The sequence below is a fragment of the Streptomyces sp. NBC_01428 genome (assembly GCF_036231965.1).
Taxonomy (GTDB): Bacteria; Actinomycetota; Actinomycetes; order Streptomycetales; family Streptomycetaceae; genus Streptomyces.
On the sequence record NZ_CP109499.1, the window covers coordinates 7,471,639 to 7,487,772 of the forward strand.

General features: G+C 72.8%; 12 protein-coding genes. 10 read left to right on the plus strand and 2 right to left on the minus strand.

Annotated elements, in window-relative coordinates:
• Positions 1–234: 234 nt before the first annotated feature.
• Together metK and OG406_RS32460 are read left to right on the plus strand one after the other, a co-directional pair.
• On the plus strand, positions 235–1,443 hold the full coding sequence (gene metK, locus OG406_RS32455) for a methionine adenosyltransferase (RefSeq protein WP_164369988.1): 1,209 nt from the start codon (positions 235–237) through the stop codon (positions 1,441–1,443).
• Between the two features lie 427 nt (positions 1,444–1,870).
• Positions 1,871–4,081 (plus strand): primosomal protein N', encoded by a 2,211-nt coding sequence (locus tag OG406_RS32460; protein WP_267050255.1) that lies wholly within the window; start codon positions 1,871–1,873, stop codon positions 4,079–4,081.
• 138 nt (positions 4,082–4,219) lie between these two features.
• On the opposite strand, the gene OG406_RS32465 is transcribed toward OG406_RS32460, so the two are convergent.
• Positions 4,220–4,759, minus strand: a complete 540-nt coding sequence (locus OG406_RS32465) for a hypothetical protein (RefSeq protein WP_081224030.1) — start codon at positions 4,757–4,759, stop codon at positions 4,220–4,222.
• A 349-nt stretch (positions 4,760–5,108) separates the two neighbouring features.
• Between OG406_RS32465 and fmt the strand changes: the two genes are divergently transcribed.
• The gene (gene fmt / locus OG406_RS32470) at positions 5,109–6,041 is read left to right on the plus strand and encodes a methionyl-tRNA formyltransferase (protein ID WP_164369990.1); all 933 of its coding nucleotides are present in this window, start codon (positions 5,109–5,111) and stop codon (positions 6,039–6,041) included.
• 79 nt (positions 6,042–6,120) lie between these two features.
• Positions 6,121–7,554, plus strand: coding sequence for an RsmB/NOP family class I SAM-dependent RNA methyltransferase (locus OG406_RS32475; protein WP_329189129.1), 1,434 nt, complete (start codon positions 6,121–6,123; stop codon positions 7,552–7,554).
• A 34-nt stretch (positions 7,555–7,588) separates the two neighbouring features.
• On the opposite strand, the gene OG406_RS32480 is transcribed toward OG406_RS32475, so the two are convergent.
• Positions 7,589–9,778, minus strand: coding sequence for an MMPL family transporter (locus tag OG406_RS32480; RefSeq protein ID WP_329189131.1), 2,190 nt, complete (start codon positions 9,776–9,778; stop codon positions 7,589–7,591).
• A 134-nt stretch (positions 9,779–9,912) separates the two neighbouring features.
• Here OG406_RS32480 and rpe point away from each other — a divergent pair, with 134 nt between their 5' ends.
• From rpe to OG406_RS32510, 6 genes are all read left to right on the plus strand, one after another.
• Positions 9,913–10,599 carry a ribulose-phosphate 3-epimerase gene (gene rpe / locus OG406_RS32485; RefSeq protein ID WP_164369993.1) on the plus strand — a complete coding sequence of 229 codons (687 nt, stop codon included), beginning with the start codon at positions 9,913–9,915 and terminating at the stop codon, positions 10,597–10,599.
• Positions 10,600–10,677: 78 nt separating this feature from the next.
• On the plus strand, positions 10,678–11,721 hold the full coding sequence (locus OG406_RS32490; RefSeq protein WP_081223325.1) for a sugar-binding transcriptional regulator: 1,044 nt from the start codon (positions 10,678–10,680) through the stop codon (positions 11,719–11,721).
• A gap of 49 nt (positions 11,722–11,770) precedes the next feature.
• Complete coding sequence (locus tag OG406_RS32495) at positions 11,771–12,214, plus strand: ribonuclease domain-containing protein (protein WP_164369994.1); 444 nt, start codon at positions 11,771–11,773, stop codon at positions 12,212–12,214.
• Positions 12,211–12,588 (plus strand): barstar family protein, encoded by a 378-nt coding sequence (locus OG406_RS32500; RefSeq protein ID WP_267050253.1) that lies wholly within the window; start codon positions 12,211–12,213, stop codon positions 12,586–12,588. The genes OG406_RS32495 and OG406_RS32500 overlap by 4 nt, the downstream gene beginning before the upstream one ends.
• A gap of 107 nt (positions 12,589–12,695) precedes the next feature.
• Positions 12,696–14,138 (plus strand): GuaB1 family IMP dehydrogenase-related protein, encoded by a 1,443-nt coding sequence (locus OG406_RS32505; protein WP_329191052.1) that lies wholly within the window; start codon positions 12,696–12,698, stop codon positions 14,136–14,138.
• Positions 14,139–14,619: 481 nt separating this feature from the next.
• Positions 14,620–16,101 carry an amino acid permease gene (locus OG406_RS32510; protein ID WP_329189133.1) on the plus strand — a complete coding sequence of 494 codons (1,482 nt, stop codon included), beginning with the start codon at positions 14,620–14,622 and terminating at the stop codon, positions 16,099–16,101.
• Positions 16,102–16,134 lie beyond the last annotated feature (33 nt).

Consider the following 16,134-nt stretch of genomic DNA (forward strand, 5'->3'; position numbering starts at 1 on the left):
TCATCCACCCCTCCGGATGCCGCGAAGCCCGTGAAATCGGGCGTGGCGACCCTGGCGGACCCCCCTGGACATGGCGCAGAATGCCCGTGCCGCAGGTCACAGGCTTCCCGAGAGGCGAGACAGGCGTCCCGCGGCTGAGCGCGACCGATAAACTGTTCTCGGACGACGCCGGGCGCAGCCCCCGGCCCGTCCACCCATGATCAGCCAGCAGCCGCTGCAACCACAGGGAGCGTTGTGTCCCGTCGCCTGTTCACCTCGGAGTCCGTGACCGAGGGTCACCCCGACAAGATCGCTGACCAGATCAGCGACACCATTCTCGACGCGCTTCTGCGAGAGGACCCGACGTCCCGGGTCGCCGTGGAGACGCTCATCACCACCGGCCTGGTGCACGTGGCCGGAGAGGTCACCACCAAGGCGTACGCGCCGATCGCGCAGCTCGTCCGGGACAAGATCCTGGAGATCGGCTACGACTCGTCGAAGAAGGGCTTCGACGGAGCGTCCTGTGGCGTGTCGGTGTCGATCGGCTCCCAGTCCCCGGACATCGCGCAGGGTGTCGACACGGCTTACGAGTCCCGTGTCGAGGGTGATGAGGACGAGCTGGACAAGCAGGGTGCCGGCGACCAGGGCCTGATGTTCGGGTACGCGACGGACGAGACCCCGAACCTGATGCCGCTCCCGATCCACCTCGCGCACAAGCTCTCGCGCCGGCTGTCCGAGGTCCGCAAGAACGGGACCATCCCGTACCTGCGCCCCGACGGCAAGACCCAGGTCACCATCGAGTACGACGGCGACAAGGCGGTCCGCCTGGACACCGTCGTCGTCTCCTCGCAGCACGCGTCGGACATCGACCTGGAGTCGCTGCTCGCCCCCGACATCCGCGAGTTCGTGGTGGAGCCGGAGCTGAAGGCCCTCCTCGACGACGGCATCAAGCTGGAGACCGAGGGCTACCGCCTGCTGGTGAACCCGACCGGCCGCTTCGAGATCGGCGGCCCGATGGGCGACGCCGGCCTCACCGGCCGCAAGATCATCATCGACACGTACGGCGGCATGGCCCGCCACGGCGGCGGCGCCTTCTCCGGCAAGGACCCGTCCAAGGTCGACCGCTCCGCCGCGTACGCGATGCGCTGGGTCGCCAAGAACGTCGTCGCCGCGGGCCTCGCCTCCCGCTGCGAGGTCCAGGTCGCGTACGCCATCGGCAAGGCCGAGCCGGTCGGTCTGTTCGTCGAGACCTTCGGCACCGCCAAGGTCGACGCCGAGAAGATCGAGACCGCCATCTCCGAGGTCTTCGACCTCCGCCCGGCGGCCATCATCCGCGACCTCGACCTGCTCCGCCCGATCTACTCCCAGACCGCCGCCTACGGCCACTTCGGCCGTGAGCTGCCGGACTTCACGTGGGAGCGGACGGACCGGGTGGACGCGCTCCGCAAGGCCGCGGGCCTGTAGCCCCCGCCTTCTCCGGCTGATCCGTGAGGCCCGGCACCCCAGGGTGCCGGGCCTCACGGCTGCCCGGAGCCCGGTGGCGGGGAAACCGGTGGCCCGGGCGGCCCCCGATTCGTACGCTGGTGATCTCCCGGTGCGCCGGTCGCGGTTACTTCGGTGGAGTACGCCCTTCAAGGCGTGCGGTGAATCTGAGAACAGTCATACCGCTGCCACCCTGATCTCGGGAGAGCCCCCGGCACCGCCGTGCCCGGTGCGACGGCCGCGGGTACTTCCGGGTGATGTCCCCTCGCAGGTTCGCATCCTGCTGCCGGTCCTGGACCGGTATGGCCGAGCGGCCCATGGCAGAAGCGCCCTCGTGGCGTTCGCGATCCGCGGCCGGCCTGATCTCGGGCCCACGGCGGTGTCGGTGCTGTCTGGTAGGAATACTGCTGTGAGCAGCAGGAACGGGCAATCCGACGGTGACGGGGCTGACGGGGCCGACGGGGCTGACGGCGCCGAGGCGACGGACACGGGCGGCGCGGACGGCGGGCCGCCCGAGCAGCTTGCGCTGATCCGGGAGACGGTCCGCCGGTCGAAGGAACCGAAGGCGCCCAAGGCCAGGCCGCGGACCTGGCGCGGTGCGGCGGTGGCGAAGGAGCTTCCGGTCGCGCGGGTCCTCGTCGACAAAGGGGTGCTGCACCTCGACCGCTACTTCGACTACGCCGTGCCCGAGGACCTCGACGAAGCGGCCCAGCCGGGCGTGCGGGTACGGGTGCGGTTCGGCGCGGGGGGACGCAACGTCCGGGGCGGCCGGCGCGAGGGCGGCGGTCTGATCGACGGCTACCTCGTCGAGCGGGTCGACGAGTCCGACTATGCGGGGCCGCTCGCCGCCCTCGCCCAGGTCGTCTCGCCCGAGCCCGTCCTCGGGCCCGAACTGCTGGGACTCGCCCGCGCCGTCGCCGACCGGTACGCGGGATCGCTCGCCGACGTCCTGCAACTGGCCGTTCCGCCCCGGCACGCCCGCGCCGAGGCCCGCGAATCGCCTCCGCCTCCGCCACCGCCCCCCGCTCCCGACCCCGGGACCTGGCGGCGGTACGGGCGGGGGGCCGACCTCCTCGCCTCACTCGCCTCCGGCGGCGCCCCGCGCGCCGTGTGGACGGCGCTGCCCGGGCCGGAGTGGGCCGAGGAGATCGCCCGGGCCGTGCAGGCGACGCTCGCCTCGGGGCGCGGCGCCCTCGTCGTCGTGCCGGCCGGACGTCCCACCGCCCGCGTGGACGCGGCGCTCCGGGCCCTGCTGGGGGAGGGGCGGCACGCGGTGCTGACCGCCGACGCCGGACCCGAGCGGCGCTACCGCGAGTGGCTGGCCGTACGACGCGGTGCGGTGCGGGCGGTCGTCGGCACCCGCGCCGCGATGTTCGCGCCCGTACGGGACCTCGGACTCGTCGTCGTGTGGGACGACGGCGACGCCGGACACAGCGACGACAACGCCCCCTTCCCCCATGTCCGCGAAGTGCTGGAGCTGCGCGCGTCGCGGGACAAGTGCGGCTTCCTGCTGGGCAGTTGGACGTGCACCGTGGAAGCCGCGCAACTGGTCGAGAGCGGCTGGGCGCTGCCGCTGGCCGCCGACCGGGAACAGGTGCGCGCCGCCGCGCCCCTGGTACGGACCGTCGGGGACGGCGATCTCGCGCGCGACGAGGCGGCCCGCGCCGCGCGCCTGCCCACGATCGCCTGGCAGATCGTGCGGGAGGGGCTCCGGCAGGGCCCCGTGCTGGTCCAGGTGCCCCGGCGGGGTTATGTGCCGCGGATGGCGTGCGCCCAGTGCCGGGCGCCCGCGCGGTGCCGGCACTGCGCGGGCCCGCTGGAGGCACAGGACGCGCAGGCCCTGCGGTGCGCCTGGTGCGGGCGCGACGAGACGGCCTGGCACTGCCAGGAGTGCGGCGGGTTCCGGCTGCGGGCCCAGATCGTCGGCGCGCGCCGGACCGCCGAAGAGCTGGGACGGGCGTTCCCGGCCGTGCCGGTCCGCACGTCAGGGCGGGAGCAGGTGCTGGACACGGTGTCCGGGACCCCCGCCCTGGTGGTGAGCACTCCGGGCGCCGAGCCGGTCGCCGAGGGCGGCTACGCGGCGGCCCTGCTGCTCGACGGCTGGGCCATGCTCGGCCGCCCCGACCTGCGGGCCGGGGAGGACGCGCTGCGCCGCTGGATCGGCGCGGCGGCCTTGGTCCGCCCGCAGGGCGACGGCGGAACGGTCGTGGTGGTGGCCGAACCGACCCTGCGGCCCGTGCAGGCGCTCGTGCGGTGGGATCCCGTCGGCCACGCGGTGCGTGAACTCGCCGAGCGGGCCGAGCTGGGTTTCCCGCCGGTCTCCCGGATGGCGGCCGTGTCCGGTACCCCGGAGGCGCTCGCAGGTTTCCTGTCCGGCGTCGAACTGCCGAGCGACGCAGAGGTGTTGGGACCCGTACCGATCCCGGCAGCCGAGGCCGCCCGCGGACGTCGGCCCGGCGGCCCGCCCACCGGGGAGCCGGCGGAGCGCGTGCTGGTGCGGGTGCCACCGGGCAGCGGCGCCGCGCTGGCGGCGGCCCTGAAGCACGCGCAGGCGGCCCGCATGGCCCGCGGCGGAACCGAGCCCGTACGGATCCGGATCGATCCCCTCGACATCGGCTGACACCGGCCCGCGCAGGGGTGTTCCACCAGCCCGAAGGGGGTGCGGGACGGGTGCTTGATGTCCGGTGGGGGCGGACGCGCGACTGCCTCCCGGGGCCCTGGCCGGGAGGCAGTTCTGGGTCTCTGGTGGGGGAGTGGGTCAGCCGTTGCGCGGACCGGGGAAGGCCGTGGGCCTGACCTCGTCGCGGAAGGGGCTGCCCGCGGTCGGCTGGGTGGGCATGGAGCGGGCGGCGGGGACCGTGGGCACCGCGGGGAGTCCGGCGCCGACCGAGACCGTGCGGGTGCTCGCCGTCTCCGTGGCCCGCTCCGCCTCGGCGGCGGCCTGGGCGGCGGCGCGGCGGGCGCCGTACCGACGGTGCACCGCCTGCTTGGTGACCCCGAGGGCCGATCCCACCGCGTCCCACGAGAATCCGAGAGAGCGGTCGAAGTCCACGGCGGCCGTCACCAGGGTCTCGACGCTGTCCCGCAGCTCCTGCGCGAGGCGGACGGTCGGGGCGGGGGCACGCCCGTAGACGACGAAGCCCGTGGAGGGGCCGGAGCGGCGCGGGCGGTAGACGTTGCCCAACTGGGCGGTGAGCGTGCGCAGTGCGTCCACCTGCCGGCGGACCCGCTCGATGTCCCGCACCAGCAAGTGCAGGCTGGCCCGAGCCTGGGCGTCGTGGGTTGCGTGGTCGGCCATGAACAAGCCTCTCGAACCGGCGTTGAAAAGGATCGGGCCGCTCGTGCAGCCCGCTGTGGTCAACTCTTTCTTGACCAACGCGTGGACGGGTGAGTGGTCACGCTGCGGGGGCGTGAGGGCATATGCACGGGGCGCGTCGCAGGACGTACGCCCCCTGTCCTGAGGCTGACGCGCCCCCCGGCCCGGCGCCCGGACGCGGCCGCCGCCCGGGCCCGCCGGACGGGGGCGGGAGAACCCCCGAGCCGCGGTGCCGCAGGCGGCATAGACTGGTGCGCTGCCCCGCGCTCCGCCCTTCCCGGCGCGCGCGTGGGCATCGAAGTGCTCCCGCCCGAGAGGCCAACCGCCACCCATGAAGCTCGTCTTCGCAGGTACCCCCGAGGTCGCCGTTCCCGCCCTGGACGCCCTGATCGCCTCCGGGCGGCACGAGGTGGCCGCCGTCGTGACCCGGCCGGACGCCCCGGCCGGCCGAGGACGGCGGCTCGTCGCGAGCCCGGTCGCCGTACGGGCGGAGGAGGCCGGGATCGAGGTGCTCAAGCCCGCGAAGCCCCGTGACGAGGAGTTCCTGGCCCGGCTGCGGGAGATCGGCCCCGACTGCTGTCCCGTCGTCGCCTACGGCGCGCTGCTGCCCCGCGTCGCCCTCGACGTCCCCGTGCACGGCTGGGTCAACCTGCACTTCTCGCTGCTGCCCGCCTGGCGCGGCGCCGCCCCCGTACAGCACGCGATCATGGCCGGCGACGAGATCACCGGCGCCTCCACCTTCCTGATCGAGGAGGGCCTCGACTCGGGCCCCGTCTACGGGACGGTCACCGAGGAGATCCGGCACACCGACACCAGCGGTGACCTGCTGACGCGGCTCGCCTTCGCCGGTTCGGGACTGCTCGCCGCCACGATGGACGGCATCGAGGACGGCACCCTCAAGGCCGTGCCGCAGCCCGCCGACGGTGTCAGCACCGCGCCGAAGATCTCCGTCGAGAACGCCCACGTCGACTGGGCCGCCCCGGCCCTGCGGGTCGACCGCGTGGTGCGCGGGTGCACCCCCGCCCCCGGCGCCTGGACCGTCTTCCGGGACGAGCGGCTCAAGCTCATCCAGGTCGCCACCGTGCCCGACCGCACGGACCTCGCCCCGGGTGAGCTGTCCGTCGCGAAGAACAACGTGTACGTGGGCACCGGTTCCTACGCCGTCGAGCTGCTCTGGGTGCAGGCCCAGGGCAAGAAGCCGATGCGCGCCGCGGACTGGGCCCGCGGGGTGCGGATCCCCTCCGGTGAGCGGCTCGGGGTCTGACGGCCGCCCCACGGCCGGCCCGCGCCGCGCGGCGTAGGCTGATGAACGCACCCTTTCCTGGATCCGGAGCACCTTTTTCGTGAGTGAGCAGTCCCGTCGGCCGGCCAAGCCCGGCAAGCCCTACCGTCGCCCCCAGAAGGACCCGGTCCGCATGCTCGCCTTCGAGGCGCTGCGGGCCGTGGACGAGCGCGACGCGTACGCCAACCTCGTCCTGCCGCCGCTGCTGCGCAAGGCGCGGGAGAAGGGCGACTTCGACGGCCGGGACGCCGCACTCGCCACGGAACTGGTCTACGGCACGCTGCGCCGGCAGGGAACGTACGACGCCGTCATCGGGGCCTGTGTCGACCGGCCGCTGCGCGAGGTCGATCCGCCGGTCCTCGACGTGCTCAGCCTCGGCGTCCACCAGCTGCTCGGCACGCGCATCCCGACCCACGCCGCCGTCTCCGCCTCGGTGGAGCTGGCCCGGGTGGTGCTCGGCGACGGGCGGGCCAAGTTCGTCAACGCCGTCCTGCGCAAGGTCGCGCGGCAGGACCTCGACGCCTGGGTCGAGCAGGTCGCGCCGCCCTACGACGAGGACCCCGAGGACCACCTCGCCGTCGTGCACTCGCACCCCCGCTGGATCGTCTCCGCCCTGTGGGACTCCCTCGGCGGCGGCCGGGCCGGCATCGAGGACCTGCTGGAGGCGGACAACGAACGGCCCGAGGTGACACTCGTCGCCCGGCCCGGACGCACCACCGCCGACGAGATCCTCGGCGCGCTCGACGAGGACTCGGCCCTGCCGGGCCGCTGGTCGCCGTACGCCGTGCGCCTCTCCGAGGGCGGCGAACCCGGCGCGATCGACGCCGTCCGCGAGGGGCGCGCGGGCGTCCAGGACGAGGGCAGCCAGCTCGTCGCCGTCGCCCTCGCGAACGCGCCGCTCGACGGGCCCGACCGGCTCTGGCTGGACGGCTGCGCCGGACCCGGCGGCAAGGCCGCGATGCTGGCGGGGCTCGCGGCCCGGCGCGGCGCGACGCTGCTCGCCTCCGAGAAGCAGCCCCACCGCGCGGGACTGGTCGCCAAGGCGCTCGCCGGGAACCCCGGCCCCTACCAGGTCATCACCGCGGACGGCACGCGTCCGCCGTGGCGTCCCGACACCTTCGACCGGGTGCTCATGGACGTGCCCTGCACCGGTCTGGGCGCCCTGCGGCGTCGTCCCGAGGCCCGCTGGCGGCGCCGCCCCGAGGACCTCGACGGCTTCGCCCCGCTCCAGCGCGGTCTGCTGCGCACGGCCCTCGACTCGGTGCGGGTCGGCGGTGTCGTCGGCTACGCGACCTGCTCGCCGCACCTCGCCGAGACCCGCGCGGTCGTCAACGACGTCCTCAAGCACTACGACGGCGGCTCCGCCGAACTCCTCGACGCCCGCCCGCTGCTGCCCGGCGTCCCGGCCCTCGGCGACGGCCCCGACGTCCAGCTGTGGCCGCATCTGCACGGCACCGACGCCATGTACCTGGCACTGATCCGCCGGACGGGCTGACCGCCGCCGCACTCTCTTCCGTACCGCTGCGCGCTCAGCCCGGGGGAGCGGCCGGTCGCGGAGGCTTGTCCGGCTTGTCCGGATCCGGCGCGGCGGGGTCCGGCGGAGGCCGGGTGCCACCGTCCTCGTGCGCCAGCCGGTTCGGCCACCACACCTTCGGGCCCACATCCAGGAAGAGCGAGGTCACGAGGACCGAGCGCACGATGAAGGTGTCCAGCAGCACGCCGAAGGCGACCGCGAAGCCGATCTCGGCGAAGCCCACCACCGGCAGGGTGCCGAGCGCGGCGAACGTGCCCGCGAGGACCAGACCGGCCGAGGTGATCACCGCCCCGGTGGTGGCCAGCCCGGTGACCACTCCGCGCCGGGTGCCCTGATGGGCCGCCTCCTCGCGGATTCGGGTGGTCAGGAAGATGTTGTAGTCGATGCCGAGCGCCACCAGGAACACGAAGACGAACAGCGGGAAGGACACGTCCTCGCCCGCGTAGTCGAAGACGTGCCGGAAGACCAGTGCGCTCACCCCGAGCGCGGCGGCCAGCGAGAGCACCACGGTCCCGATCAGCAGCAGTGGGGCCACCAGGGCCCGTAGCAGCACGCTCAGCACGAGCAGGACCACGATCAGGACGAGCGGGATCACCAGGTAGTTGTCGTGCGTCTGGGCGTCCTCCATGTCCAGCAGGGCCGCGGTGCCGCCGCCGACCTTCGCGTCGGCGTCGGGCAGCGCGTGCACGGAGTCCCGCACGCGGTCCACCGTGGCTTTCGCCGCGTCGCTGTCGGACGGATCGCGCAGCGTCGCCTCGAACAGCACCCTGCCGTCGTGCTCCGGCGCCGTGCCCGGTGGCACCCCGATGCTCGCGGGCACCACGCCCGGATCCGCCGCCACGGTCCGGCGCACCTGCCCGGCCGCCGCCGCGTCCGAGACCACCACCAGCGGATCGCCGGCGCCCGCCGGGAAGTACTGCTCGGAGATCTCCTGGCCCACGATCGAGTCCGGCTTGCCGGTGAACTGATCGGCGGCCGGGATGCCCGCGGCCCGCAGTTCGACGAGCCCGACCGAGAGGGCGGCGAGGACCAGCGCCGTCCCGATCCAGGTGGTCCGGGGACGGCGGGCGATGCGGTGGCCGACACGCGACCAGAAGCCGCTGCGGGTCGGGTCGGACGAACCGACGTGCGGCACGGCGGGCCAGAAGATCCAGCGCCCGAACACCAGGAGCAGGGCGGGGAACAGGGTGAGCATGGCCAGCAGGGCGACGGCCACGCCGATCGCCGCGACCGGGCCGAGGCCCCGCGTCGAGTTCATCTCGGCGACCAGCAGCACCAGCATGCTCAGCACGACCGTCGCGCCCGAGGCGAGGACCGCCGGGCCCGCCCGGTTCATGGCGCGCGCCATCGCCTCGTGCCGGTCCTCGTGACGGCGCAGCTCCTCCCGGTAACGGGCGACGAGCAGCAGGGCGTAGTCGGTGCCCGCGCCGAACACGAGCACCGTGAGGATGCCGGCGCTCTGCCCGTTGACGGTCAGCCCGGCATGGGTCGCCAGCAGATAGATCAGCGCCTGGGCCGTGAAGAGGGCGACGATCACCCCGAGCAGCGGCACGAAGAGCAGGGTCGGACTGCGGAAGGTGATCAGCAGCATCACGATGACGACGGCCATCGCCGCGTAGAGCAGCGTGGAGTCGATGCCCTCGAAGGCCTTCGAGGAATCGGCCGAGGTGCCGCCGGGCCCGGTGATGTGCACGGCGAGCCCGTCGCCGCCCTTGCCCACCTGGTCGCGGATGGAGTCGACGGCGGGAGCGATCCGCTGCCAGCCGGCCGCGTCCATGGTGATCGGCACGTAGATCTGCGCGGCGCGCGGATCGGCCGGCCGGTCGAAGACCGGGCCCCGGGTCTCCGCACCGCGGATGCCGTGGTCCCGCAGTTTCTCGATCTGCTGGACGTCCTCGGCGATCTGCCGCCGGTCCTGCGTCGTCAGACCGCCCTCACGGGCGTAGACGACGACCGCGGGGATCTGCTCGGGACGGAACTCGTTCGAGACGTCCAGGACTTGGGTCGACTCCGCCGAGCCGGGCAGCCAGGACTGCGCGTCGTTGTCCTGGGCGTCGCTGAGCTTCATGCCGAGCGGTGCCACGAAGAGCAGCACCAGCAGCCACAGGGCCAGCACCAGCCACTTGGACCGGCGTCCGCACACGGCGCCGATGCCCGCCCGCTTCCAGGCGTCGAGCCGCTTCATGCCCACCCCCGTGACCGGACGCGGCGCCGCTGGGCCGCCGGGCACGGCACCCGGGACGCCCGCCGGACGTCGGCGGAGAGACCGAGGTCCGGACCGAGGAGAGCAACCGGCCCGGGACATGGCAGGCTTGGGGCATGGCCGCGCAGATCAACCCCAGCATCCTGTCCGCCGACTTCGCCCGTCTTGCCGAGGAGGCAACAGCGGTGCAGGGGGCGGACTGGCTCCATGTCGACGTGATGGACAACCATTTCGTACCGAACCTCACGCTCGGTGTTCCGGTCGTGGAGTCCCTGGCGCGGGCGACGGACACTCCGCTGGACTGCCATCTGATGATCGAGGACGCCGATCGGTGGGCGCCCCAGTACGTGGAAGCGGGGGCCGGCTCGGTCACCTTCCACGTGGAGGCGACCGGGGCACCGATCAGGCTCGCCCGCGAGATCCGGGCCAAGGGTGCCCGTGCCTCGATGGCACTCAAGCCGGCGACGCCCATCGAGCCGTACGAGGATCTGCTTCCCGAGCTCGACATGCTGCTGATCATGACCGTCGAGCCCGGGTTCGGGGGTCAGGCCTTTCTCGACATCATGCTCCCGAAGATCCGCCGCACCCGCGAGTTGATCAAAAAGCACGGCCTCGAACTGTGGCTCCAGGTCGACGGCGGCGTCTCGGCGTCCACCATCGAGCGGTGCGCCGAAGCGGGGGCCGACGTCTTCGTCGCCGGATCGGCCGTCTACGGGGCCGCGGACCCGGCCCAGGCGGTACGTGCACTGCGCACCCAGGCCGAGGAGGCGACGGCCCGCGCCTCGTGGGCGTGCGGCCACTGAACCAAGGGAACGTGAACGGCGCCCTTCGGGGCGGATCAAGTGCGCCGGATCTGCGAGGATGAACGGCGAATCCAGAGTGTGAACAGCAGTGAGGAGATCGCCGTGTCGGGTATGTCGGCGGGCCGGTCAGCCATGCGGATGGGACCCGCTGAGCTGGTGCAGGCGGCGGCCATGGCCCGCCGCTTCTACCTCGAGGGCAAGTCCAAGATCCAGATCGCCGAGGAGTTCGGCGTCAGCCGCTTCAAGGTGGCCCGGGTCCTGGAGACCGCTCTCGAACGGGATCTCGTGAGGATCGAGATCCGCGTCCCCGCCGAGCTGGACGCGGAGCGCTCGGACGCGCTGCGCGCCCGCTACGGCCTTCGGCACGCCGTGGTCGTCGAGTCCCCGGCGGACGCCGAGGAGTCGCCCGACCCGGAGAACCTCGGTGAGGTGGCCGCGGACCTGCTCGGCGAACTGGTCAACGAGGGCGATGTGCTCGGCCTCGCCTGGGGCCGCTCCACGATCCACATGGCGGCGGCGCTGGACCGGCTCCCGCCGTGCACCGTGGTGCAGCTGACGGGTGTCTACGACGCCGGTACCGCCGAGCGCGGCTCCGTCGAGGCCGTACGGCGTGCGGCGCAGGTGTCGGGCGGCGACGCCCACCCCATCTACGCGCCGATGCTGCTGCCCGACGAGGCCACCGCGGCGGCGCTGCGCAACCAGACGGGGATCGCTCGCGCCTTCGAGTACTTCGACAAGGTCACGGTCGCCTGTGTCTCCATCGGCTCCTGGGAGCCCGGCATCTCTACGGTGCACGACATGCTCAGCGACGAGGAGCGCGCCCACTACGCGTCCCTCGGTGTCGCCGCCGAGATGTCCGCCCACCTCTTCGACGCCGAGGGCCGGCGGGTCGGCCGCGATCTGGGCGAGCGCTGCATCACGGTCGAGGCCGACCGGCTGCGCCGTATCCCCGAGGTGGTGGCGATCGCGGGCGGCCAGCGCAAGGCGGCCGCCATCGACGCGGTGCTGCGCTCCGGGCTGGTCACCAGCCTGGTGACGGACACCTCCGCCGCGGACTATCTGATGACGGCGGGCACGACCCCGCGTCCGGCGCTGAACCGGGCGGACCCGGACGGCCCCTGAGGGCGCCTCAACGCGTGCCTGGAGGGGACGGCCGTGGCAGCATCGACTCATGCTGCCACGGCCGTCCCCTCGCACGTTCGCGGGCCCTTTGACGGCCGTTCTGCTGGCCTGTCTCGCGCTGCTGCTCACGGGCTGCTCGTCGACGGACACCGCCGCCCCGGGCGACCGTGCCACCACCGCGAGCGGGTCCGCGGCCCTGCCCTCCTGGGTGGGCGACCGGCCGACCGTCAGCGCCGCCGAACTACCGGCCGAGGGCCGTGCGACGCTCGCCCTCATCGACCGGGGCGGCCCGTACCCGTACGCCAAGGACGGAGCCGTCTTCGGCAACTTCGAGCGGGAGCTGCCGCAGCGCCCCCGGGGGTACTACCACGAGTACACCGTGCGGACGCCCGGCGAGGGCGACCGGGGCGCCCGACGCATCGTCACCGGGCAGAGCGGGGAGATCTACTACACCGATGATCACTACGACTCGTTCAAGGCGGTGCTGAGATGACCCGTGGGCCGCTCGCGGAGGTGTGCCACGCGGCCGGGTGGCAGGTCAGCGAGCTCGACCTCTCCGGCGTTCTCGACAAGGCCGGCTTCATGGCCCGCTGCGTCCGCGCCCTCGACCTGCCCGAGTGGTTCGGCCGGAACTGGGACGCGCTCGCCGACGTCCTGGGCGACCCCGACTGGGGACCCGCCACCCCGGGCAGGCTCCTCGTGGTGAGCGGCTGGCGCCCGTACGCGCGGGCACGGCCCGCCGAGTGGGAGACCGCCCAGGGGATCCTGGAGGCGGCCTCCGGCCACTACCAGCAGTTCGACGCCACGCTGTCGGTCGTCCTCGTCCTTGGAGGATCCGACCAATTGCCCCCTGACCTGCCTGGATGATCTGTCCGGGCACCGCACACCAGCCGTCATGGGACAATGAAGTACGTGCTCTTCCCCCTGGCTGACCTGTCCGGGGGCCACCTCTGATCGACTGGGATGTGCAGCACGTGCGTTTCCTCAACGACATCCAGCCCCCGTACGACCTGACGTACGACGACGTGTTCATGGTGCCCAGCCGCTCCGCGGTCGGCTCGCGTCAGGGCGTGGACCTCAGCTCTCCGGACGGCACGGGCACCACCATCCCGCTCGTCGTCGCCAACATGACGGCGATCGCCGGCCGGCGGATGGCGGAGACCGTCGCCCGCCGCGGTGGCCTCGTCGTCATCCCGCAGGACATCCCGATCGAGGTCATCACCGAGGTCGTCTCCTGGGTCAAGGGGCGCCCCCTGGTGCTCGACACCCCGATCGTCCTCGCACCCCACCAGACCGTCGCCGACGCACTGGCGCTGCTGCCCAAGCGCGCCCACAACGCGGGCGTCGTCGTGGACGAGGACGGCCGCCCGGTCGGCGTGGTCACCGACGCCGACCTCACCGGCGTGGACCGCTTCACGCAGCTGTCCGAGGTCATGTCCAAGGACCTGCTGCTCCTCGACGCGGACATCGAGCCCCGCGAGGCGTTCAACCGGCTCGACGGCGCCAACCGCCGCTACGCGCCCGCCGTGGACGCGGACGGCCGGCTCGCCGGCATCCTCACCCGCAAGGGCGCCCTGCGCGCCACGCTGTACACGCCGGCCACCGACGCCGACGGCAAGCTGCGCATCGCCGCCGCCGTGGGCATCAACGGCGACGTGGCCGGCAAGGCCAAGCAGCTCCTCGACGCGGGCGTCGACACCCTCGTCATCGACACCGCGCACGGCCACCAGGAGTCGATGATCAGTGCCGTGCGCACCGTTCGCGCGCTGGACCCGCAGGTGCCGATCGTCGCGGGCAACATCGTCGCCGCCGAGGGCGTCAAGGACCTCATCGACGCGGGCGCCGACATCATCAAGGTCGGCGTCGGCCCCGGCGCGATGTGCACCACCCGCATGATGACCGGGGTCGGCCGGCCGCAGTTCTCCGCCGTCCTCGAGTGCGCCGCCGAGGCCAAGAAGTACGGCAAGCACGTGTGGGCCGACGGTGGTGTCCGCCACCCGCGCGACGTCGCGATGGCGCTCGCCGCCGGCGCGTCCAACGTCATGATCGGCTCCTGGTTCGCCGGGACCTACGAGTCCCCGGGCGACCTCCAGCAGGACGCCAACGGCCGCCTGTACAAGGAGTCGTTCGGCATGGCGTCGGCGCGCGCGGTCAAGAACCGCACCAGTGAGGAGTCGGCGTACGACCGGGCCCGCAAGGCACTGTTCGAGGAGGGCATCTCCACCTCGCGCATGTTCCTCGACCCGTCCCGCCCGGGCGTCGAGGACCTGATCGACTCGATCATCGCGGGCGTCCGGTCCTCCTGCACCTACGCGGGCGCCAACTCCCTGGAGGAGTTCGCCGAGAACGCGATCGTCGGCATCCAGAGCGCCGCCGGCTACGCCGAGGGCAAGCCGCTGCACGCCAGCTGGAGCTAGCTTCCCCGGTCCACGGCCGAGCCCGCCGCACGCCGACGACGGCGGCCCGGTCCGTCGGCCTCCACGGCCCCTGTCCCCCCGCGTGGGAACAGGGGCCGTACGCGTGCGTGGGGTGCCCGCGACGGACGGACGGGCGTGCCCGCGGACGACGGACGGCTTCGCGCGAGGGGGTGGACGGGCGTCTCCGGAGCGGGAATTGACGCACCGTCGGTTCGGCGGCCGGCGAACCCCTTTCACCAGCGAAAAGGCGCCGTGCGCAACCATCGAAAGGCCCCGCGCAACGAACATCCGCACCGCCGCGATGAACGCAACGATCTTGCGGAGACGCGCAAGGTTGCTGCATTACGCCCGCGAAGCCCTGGCTCATAGGGTCAAGCGCTGTACACAGGCGTGGCGGGGACCCCGCTCGGTGGGTCCCTCCTGTCAGGGGTGCCGCCGGTCTCCGCCCTTTTCGACCGGCAGCGATGAAGGAGCCACCCGCGTGCTCGACCACGGCGCACCCCCGCAGTCCCGAACCACCTCGTCCCCACCGTCCCCGGGGTTCGGCGCGCGCCTGATGCGCCGCAAGCCCGTGGAACGCCTGGTCGCGGAGGGTGGCCAGGGCGAGGGAGGCTCGCTGCGCCGCTCCCTCGGGCTGTGGCAGCTCACGATGATCAGCATCGGTGCCACGCTCGGCACCGGCATCTTCGTCGTCCTCGGCGAGGCCGTCCCCAAGGCCGGACCCGCGGTCACCCTCTCCTTCGTGATCGCCGGCCTCACCGCGCTCTTCTCCGCCCTCTCCTACGCCGAACTGGCGGGCACCATCCCGGTCGCCGGGTCGTCGTACTCGTACGCGTACGCAACGATGGGCGAACTGATCGCCTGGATCTGCGGCTGGTGTCTCGTCCTGGAGTACGGCGTCTCGGTCGCGGCCGTCGCGGTCGGCTGGGGCGAGTACCTGAACGAACTGCTCGACGGCACCATAGGCGTCACCATCCCGGACGCGCTGTCCGCGCCGCCCGGCGACGGAGGCGTCTTCAACCTGCCGGCCCTCATCGTCGTCCTGCTCGCCATGGCGTTCCTGCTCGGCGGGGCCAAGGAGTCGGCGCGCGCCAACACCGTCATGGTGACCGTGAAGATCGCCGCGCTGGTGATGTTCTGCGCGATCGGCATCCAGGGCTTCCGCTCGGGCAACTACGAGCACTTCATGCCGCTCGGCATGGCGGGCGTCAGCGCCGCCGGTGCCACGCTGTTCTTCTCCTACATCGGCTTCGACGCGGCCTCCACGGCCGGCGAGGAGGCCAAGGACGCGCAGCGCGACCTGCCGCGCGCGATCATGCTGTCGCTGGTCATCGTGACCGCGCTGTACGTCCTGGTCGCGGCCGTCGCCGTCGGTGCGAAGCCCTGGCGCCGCTTCAACGACTCCGAGGCCGCGCTCGCCGAGATCATGAAGGACGTCACCGGTCAGACCTTCTGGGGGACGCTGCTGGCGGCCTGTGCGGTCATCGCCATCGCCAGCGTCGTGCTCACCGTGCTGTACGGCCAGACCCGCATCCTGTTCGCGATGTCCCGGGACGGTCTCGTCCCCAAGATCTTCGCCCGCGTCGACCCGAAGACCGGCACGCCGCGTGCCAACACGGTGATCGTCTCGCTGTTCTGCGGTGTCCTCGCCGCCGCGATCCCGCTCGGCCAGCTCGCCGACGCCACCAGCATCGGCACGCTCTTCGCCTTCGCGCTGGTCAACATCGCCGTCGTGGTGCTGCGCCGGACGCGCCCGGGCATGCGCCGCACTTTCCGGGTCCCGCTCGCGCCGGTGCTGCCCGCGATCGGCTTCCTGCTGTGCCTGTGGATGATGGCCAGTCTCTCCGCCGTCACCTGGGTGGTCTTCGGTGTCTGGATGGCCGTCGGGCTCGTGTTCTACTTCAGTTACGGCTATCGCCGGTCCCGTATGGCGACCGCGGAGACCGTCTCCGAGCAACCGTAGAACCCCCGCCAGGCACCTCGCAGAAAAGTGAAC

Coding starts and splice junctions, on each gene's coding strand:
- OG406_RS32495 (WP_164369994.1), top strand. CDS start 11,771: ATGCTGCCACGGCCGTCCCCTCGCACGTTCGCGGGCCCTTTGACGGCC.
- OG406_RS32465 (WP_081224030.1), bottom strand. CDS start 4,759: ATGGCCGACCACGCAACCCACGACGCCCAGGCTCGGGCCAGCCTGCAC.
- fmt (WP_164369990.1), top strand. CDS start 5,109: ATGAAGCTCGTCTTCGCAGGTACCCCCGAGGTCGCCGTTCCCGCCCTG.
- OG406_RS32500 (WP_267050253.1), top strand. CDS start 12,211: ATGACCCGTGGGCCGCTCGCGGAGGTGTGCCACGCGGCCGGGTGGCAG.
- rpe (WP_164369993.1), top strand. CDS start 9,913: ATGGCCGCGCAGATCAACCCCAGCATCCTGTCCGCCGACTTCGCCCGT.
- OG406_RS32480 (WP_329189131.1), bottom strand. CDS start 9,778: ATGAAGCGGCTCGACGCCTGGAAGCGGGCGGGCATCGGCGCCGTGTGC.